Source organism: Bacillus sp. S4 (genome assembly GCF_040838205.1).
In the GTDB taxonomy this organism is placed as follows: Bacteria; Bacillota; Bacilli; order Bacillales; family Bacillaceae_G; genus Bacillus_A; species Bacillus_A cereus_U.
The window spans coordinates 1-5,757 of the sequence record NZ_JBFPJI010000213.1 but is presented as its reverse complement, the minus strand read 5'-3'; the positions used below and the strand labels follow the sequence as shown (position 1 = coordinate 5,757).

Below are 5,757 nucleotides of genomic sequence, written 5' to 3'. Positions count from 1 at the left end.
GATTGTAACTTTTATGTACCCTATCTCTATCCAGTATATACCATTCAACAGATGAAATACAAATGTAAAACCCTTTCATTTCACCTCTCTAGTCACCTGCATACTTCAAAAACCGTAATACCACTTTCTCATATGTGATCATTATTAAACAACTTAAACCGAGCTTTTATAGGTAAAAACAATCATTCACTTCAGCGTATATAGGTATTTGCCGTGCCACTACTCCGCTTTCGCACATACATTATGATGAATTCAACCCACCTTTAAGAAATGGAGGAGTTTTTATGTATCCCTACAATCCTTATGATCCATATAACCAAGATGGTTACCAACCTCAGTATGATTTACAAGCACAATACCAACAATATATAGATCAAGCAGAGCAAATTAATCCATATGATCAAAATCGACAATTTCAACTTCCAATCTCTTTTCCTGGCACTGGAAACCGTCAACTAGAACGACGAGTAAATGAGCTTGAACAAAGAGTACGTCAACTAGAAAACACAGTTGAGCGCCATACACGTAGATTAAACCGCTTAAATCAGCGTTTACGTACAGTAGAAAATAGACTAAACATTCCATTTTCAGCATTAGAAGACGGATTTTAATTTCGAAAATAACAAATATATAAGGAAGGGACTCCCCCTTCCTTATATAAATTGACGAAAGTTTTTTCCATCTCTATACTGATAAGAGTTAATGAAATGAAACAAGGTGATAAATATGGATTTTGAAATAAATTTTCTTTCCTTTTATGTAGTACAAGTAGAAGGAAAAGGTGAAGCAGTTGATAAACGCTATAAACATTTTCAAACATTAGACGCTGAAGAGTATGAAGATAGCTCTTTAAAAGAATTTTTGAATGGTGAATTATTAAAAATTTCAAAGCGAAAAGTAGAACGTCACGCAAAAACAGAACAAGCCCCAACAAAGATTGGTCGCTTTATTGTAGAAGAAGGGCATGAACTCGATTCAAACCCTCATTACAACTTATTTAATCGTATTCGCTTTGCAGAAACAAAAGAAAACTTCAAAGATATGAGCGAACCTCTCGTTTATACATATCTTGACACAAGCGCTGTACGTGGTGGTGTATTTTTAATCGCTCAAGCAAAACTACGTAAATACTTTGATGATCCATTCGTATTCGTAATGAAATGTGACTTCGAACCAAAGGTTGCTTCCATTTCTGATGAATCAACGCTTATTCGTAACGTTGAAATGGCCATCACAACAAAGAATATGAAATCTATCCAATACCCATACATGCCTGAGGAAGGTATGGTCGAAGTAGGCGAGCTAAAAATTCACCAAGCATCACACGCCCGCTACTTTGAAGACTTCTTAAAATTCGTCGAGTACGAACGCTCTATGCCTGAAATTATGAAAACACAAGTAATGGACATGGTATACGACCAAATTGAAGATGTATTTGAAGAAGGTACGGAAGAACGCGAACAATTCGACCAAGCAATGGAAGTGTGGGCTGCCAGTCCGAAACGCGAAATTATGGAACAATTTTCAACCGAAGAAGTAATGGAAGCTACTGCTCAAATCGTCGAGCACGCTCCTGAAGTGGAATTAAAACTAAAAGCAGATCATATCTCTGTGAAGGCTCTACTTGCTGATTTCGGAGACCTAATACATATTGCAAAGGTAAACGACCGATATGTATTAATGATTGAAGCAGACACACTTACGTTCGAAAAAGGATTCTCTCCAATTGAGTTTTTGAAGCCGGATGAATTGCAAGATGTGATTGAGCGGATTGAGAATAAGCAGCAGTATAGTTATGGCTCAGGAGAAATCGAATAGAATAATGTAAAAAGGCAACTAAAATAACAATTATGTGTCTACACGCGTGACCATACAGTACTTAAATTTTCGGTTCTATCACTGAATAAATGCTTCCATATAACTATTTTTTACTGAGCGCTATTCACAAGCGCTCTTTTATTTTGGTCACATTTCCGTGTCTATTTGGTGGTCACTAAAAGTATATGGGTACTAAAACTTTCTACTATTTGAGTTTTTGAAGTCGGATGAGCTGCAGGACGTGATTGAGCGGACTGAGAAGAAGCAGGGATACTAATATGTTTGTGTGATTTACAGAAACAAGCTATCATTTTATAGATTTAATTTTACCATTCACTACTTTACTCCCCTCTAAACCCATATACATAAGATGCTATATCTATTTGGGAGGTGTAGGGGTTGTTCTTAAATCAAAATCCACAGCTTGCTTCTTATGAAATAGGAGATTGGTCATATGGTGACCTTAATGTTCGTACTTGGGGGGAAGGAGCTTCGCTTAAATTAGGTAAGTTCTGTTCCATAGCCGACCATGTAACAGTCTTTTTAGGTGGCGAACACAGAACAGATTGGATTAGTACCTATCCATTTAATGTGATAGTTCCCGAGGGTGCGGGGTTTAGCGGTCATCCGAAAACTAAGGGAGATGTAATCATTGGTCATGACGTTTGGATAGGCAGTGGCGCTATGATTATGTCTGGAGTCAAAGTCGGAAACGGAGCTGTTATTGGCGCAAGAAGCGTTGTAACACGAGATATCCCGCCGTATGGAATAGTAGCAGGTAATCCAGCAAAGTTGGTTCGGTATCGTTTTTCACCAGAAGTGATTGAAGAACTTCAACAAATTTCTTGGTGGGACTGGGATATATCTACTATCACGGCGTCTTTACATTTTCTTCTTTCAGATAATGTAAGTGAGTTTATTCGAGAATATAAAGAATGATCAACTCACTTAAAAAGTAAATACTAAAAAACTCCTATATCTATAAATGGAATAGGAGTTTTTACATTGCTCACTAATAAATTCTCCTCATAACAAGTACTAGCCTTAGCCACCTTAATACATTTACGTTACCTTTCCCTCTTCCTGCACCTTCTCCATCTCAGCCAAATACCTAAGCTGCCTTTCCGCCTTTCTCACCGCCGTAGGAAAGTGTTTCTTCAGAAGTTCTACTGCAGATTCACTTATATAATATCTTTCCGTTATACTTTCCCACGTGTCACTACTTTCAAATACACTCCATACAAAAGGACGCTCTGTATTTTTTCTCAGTTCTTTAAACACCCATTTTCGCATCCTTTTTTTCGCTTTTTCTGTTAGTTTTCCGTTCTTTACAAGTTCAAGCTCACCATGTCTCTTGTATCGCTTATTAATATCTCTCTCACTATATGCTTTAAGAAATATATTCGCTGTATTCTCAGCATCTGCGAAAGCACGATGTTGCCTACCTTCCCACGTTAAATCAAGCTGCTCCACTGCAAATTGTAAACTTGGTGTATGCTCAAATAATTCTTCATATGCCTGGAAAACAAATTTTTGCACATCAAATCTGCTCTCTTTTTCCATACATGGGCATTCTATACCGTATAATGTACAATCTTGAGATAGAAAACGATAATCTTCTTTTCCCCATGAAATAAATATAGAATCTTCTCCGATGAACTGAATAAATTTCTCTATAATTTGAGGGAATTTCTCTGCACCAATTAAATCTTTCTTTGTAATTCCAGTTAATTTTGTTGTATGACGAGTTAATGGGGCACTTGGTTTTACTAACTCTGAAAATTCTCCAATAACCTTCATTGTACTCACATCTATTTTTACAGCTCCAATATCAACTATTTCTGACGGATCTTCTGATTTATACGGCCTAAAATTCCTTTCAATATCAAACACAATGAAGTGTGTAGCGTTTTTCAATTTGTATACCTCTTTCTAATTCCTATTAATATGAAAAGCCTAATTAACAGCTTTACTTTATTTTCAGTATCTATTTATACATGCAGTTTATACATTTAATACATTTAAATATAAATCGAAAATTCAGTCTTATTATCACATGTAAATAGGAGGACCTTCAATAAAAACGCAAAAAAAAAGAAGGGCAAGCCCTTCTTTTTTCATAATTACTTCTTGTTTACGTTTGTAGCTTGAGGTCCACGGTTACCTTGTTCTACTTCGAAAGTAACTTCTTGACCTTCTTCTAAAGATTTGAAGCCGTCGCCTTGGATAGCTGAGAAATGAACGAATACGTCTTCTCCGCCTTCAACCTCGATGAAACCGAAACCTTTTTCTGCGTTAAACCATTTTACTTTACCGTTTTGCATTTAAAAAATCCTCCTACAATGTACCTATATGTACATATTCATTTTCAACCACTTTACAATAATACATCATATATTAAAAAACTGCAACCCCCAAGGAGATTTAACATTGCTATCCTCCTCGGAAGTTACAGCTCATTTAAATCTCTATATTATTAAAAGTAAAATGGTTTAAAGTAACTATATCATATCAATATAATAAAAGTAAAGTTTTTTTTAAGCTATACAGCTTTTTTCTTCCATTGCATCTCTTTTAATTCACCTGATCCAGCTACAACATAGCCTTCTTTTTCATTAACAATGCGCCAACCATGCCCTTTAACCGAATCACATACTGTAACAATTCCTTCTTCAAGAAGCACACGGCAAACGGTACTAATTCCCGCCTTATTTTGCGTTGACGTTGTATATAACACATGTTGATCCACACTTAAATCTAAATAACTACTCGGTTTTTGTTCACTTTGACATGTATGCCAACCTATTTTATCACTTTCGATACTCTCATCTATTCTGCAAAAAGAAATATTCCCGCTAATTCCCTTGCACGATCCACTTGCCGATACTAAATAGGGATTATGTATAGTCAACGCAGAAATCATCTGATTCATCGCTATTTTAATCCTTTTTAATTTACGTGTCTCTAAATCAAAAAGCCAAACACCACCATATTTAGTATGTATTTTCGTACCGATAAATAAGTAATGTTTATATAAAAATAATGATCGAATAGATGGTGCCTCGCTACCGTAATTAAGAAATGGCTGAATAGTCTCCCATGTGGAACCAAAATCATTAGAATGATACAGTGTTTTATCTCCATGAGCAATTACTGTTCCATTCTCATTACTACATACATTCCAACTCGTTGCTTTCGTTGGAAAGCGCTGGATCGTCCACGTTTCTCCACCATTCATACTACGAATAAAAACTCCTTCGTCTCCTACTCCGTAAACTACGTTACCTTCACTATGTAAATCTCGAATTCGTTTTTGGAAACCAGTTAAAACCTGTTTCCATTCTCCATCTTTTTCAATGAATAAACCATTATATGTAGTAGCTAACAAAAGCTTCCCATCTCTTAACTTTGTAATAGCAGTTGCACTTAACATTGTTTCCACGTTGACACTCCCATTCCTAGAACTTCTCGGCAAAAGCAATTGCAAAATCACTGCATTTTTCAACATCATCTTTATCTTCTGGAGCTAATTCAATTTTCAATCCTTCTTGTACAAGTTCTGCCCCGCATTTTACAAGACGTTCTTCAAATATCGTTACCGCTTCACAAAACAGTTCATACGCTGTATCACCTGATCCAAAAACAGCCACTTTTTTACCCGTTAAATCTATATTTTCTAACTCATCATGGAAATCTTCCGCTTCAAATGGTAATTCACCATCACCCCACGTATAAGATCCTAAAATGATTCCATCATAAGCTAATAATTCTTCAGCATCCATACCTTCCATCTCTTGCAATACTACTTCATGATCAAAGGCATCTAAACTTACTTTAATTAAATCAGCAATACTCTCTGTATTCCCTGACATACTTGCATACGCTATTAAAATTTTCGCCACTTTGACATCCCCCTTTTACAATAAATGATTCTCATTC

7 protein-coding genes are annotated in these 5,757 nt (G+C 36.0%); 3 read left to right on the top strand and 4 right to left on the bottom strand.

Translation table 11 applies throughout. The features are described from left to right. Nucleotides 1-284: 284 nt before the first annotated feature. The 3 genes from AB3X48_RS16610 (at nt 285) to AB3X48_RS16600 (ending at nt 2,757) form a co-directional block, all read left to right on the top strand. A complete protein-coding gene (locus AB3X48_RS16610) occupies nt 285-611 on the top strand; it encodes a hypothetical protein (protein ID WP_016105798.1) in 327 nt (108 codons plus the stop codon). A 115-nt stretch (nt 612-726) separates the two neighbouring features. Beyond that, nucleotides 727-1,818 carry a DUF3900 domain-containing protein gene (locus tag AB3X48_RS16605; protein WP_016105799.1) on the top strand — a complete coding sequence of 364 codons (1,092 nt, stop codon included), beginning with the start codon at nt 727-729 and terminating at the stop codon, nt 1,816-1,818. Nucleotides 1,819-2,217: 399 nt separating this feature from the next. After that, nucleotides 2,218-2,757: a CatB-related O-acetyltransferase gene (locus AB3X48_RS16600; RefSeq protein WP_002199728.1), complete on the top strand. Its 540-nt coding sequence runs from the start codon at nt 2,218-2,220 to the stop codon at nt 2,755-2,757. A gap of 123 nt (nt 2,758-2,880) precedes the next feature. Here AB3X48_RS16600 and AB3X48_RS16595 read toward each other — a convergent pair whose 3' ends face one another. The 4 genes from AB3X48_RS16595 to AB3X48_RS16580 form a co-directional block, all read right to left on the bottom strand. Further along, complete coding sequence (locus AB3X48_RS16595; protein ID WP_016105800.1) at nt 2,881-3,735, bottom strand: exonuclease; 855 nt, start codon at nt 3,733-3,735, stop codon at nt 2,881-2,883. A 206-nt stretch (nt 3,736-3,941) separates the two neighbouring features. After that, a complete protein-coding gene (gene cspB, locus AB3X48_RS16590; protein WP_001179147.1) occupies nt 3,942-4,142 on the bottom strand; it encodes a cold shock-like protein CspB in 201 nt (66 codons plus the stop codon). Between the two features lie 218 nt (nt 4,143-4,360). Further along, nucleotides 4,361-5,260, bottom strand: a complete 900-nt coding sequence (locus AB3X48_RS16585) for a WD40/YVTN/BNR-like repeat-containing protein (RefSeq protein WP_016105801.1) — start codon at nt 5,258-5,260, stop codon at nt 4,361-4,363. 16 nt (nt 5,261-5,276) lie between these two features. Then, nucleotides 5,277-5,720 (bottom strand): flavodoxin, encoded by a 444-nt coding sequence (locus AB3X48_RS16580; RefSeq protein WP_002160966.1) that lies wholly within the window; start codon nt 5,718-5,720, stop codon nt 5,277-5,279. Nucleotides 5,721-5,757 lie beyond the last annotated feature (37 nt).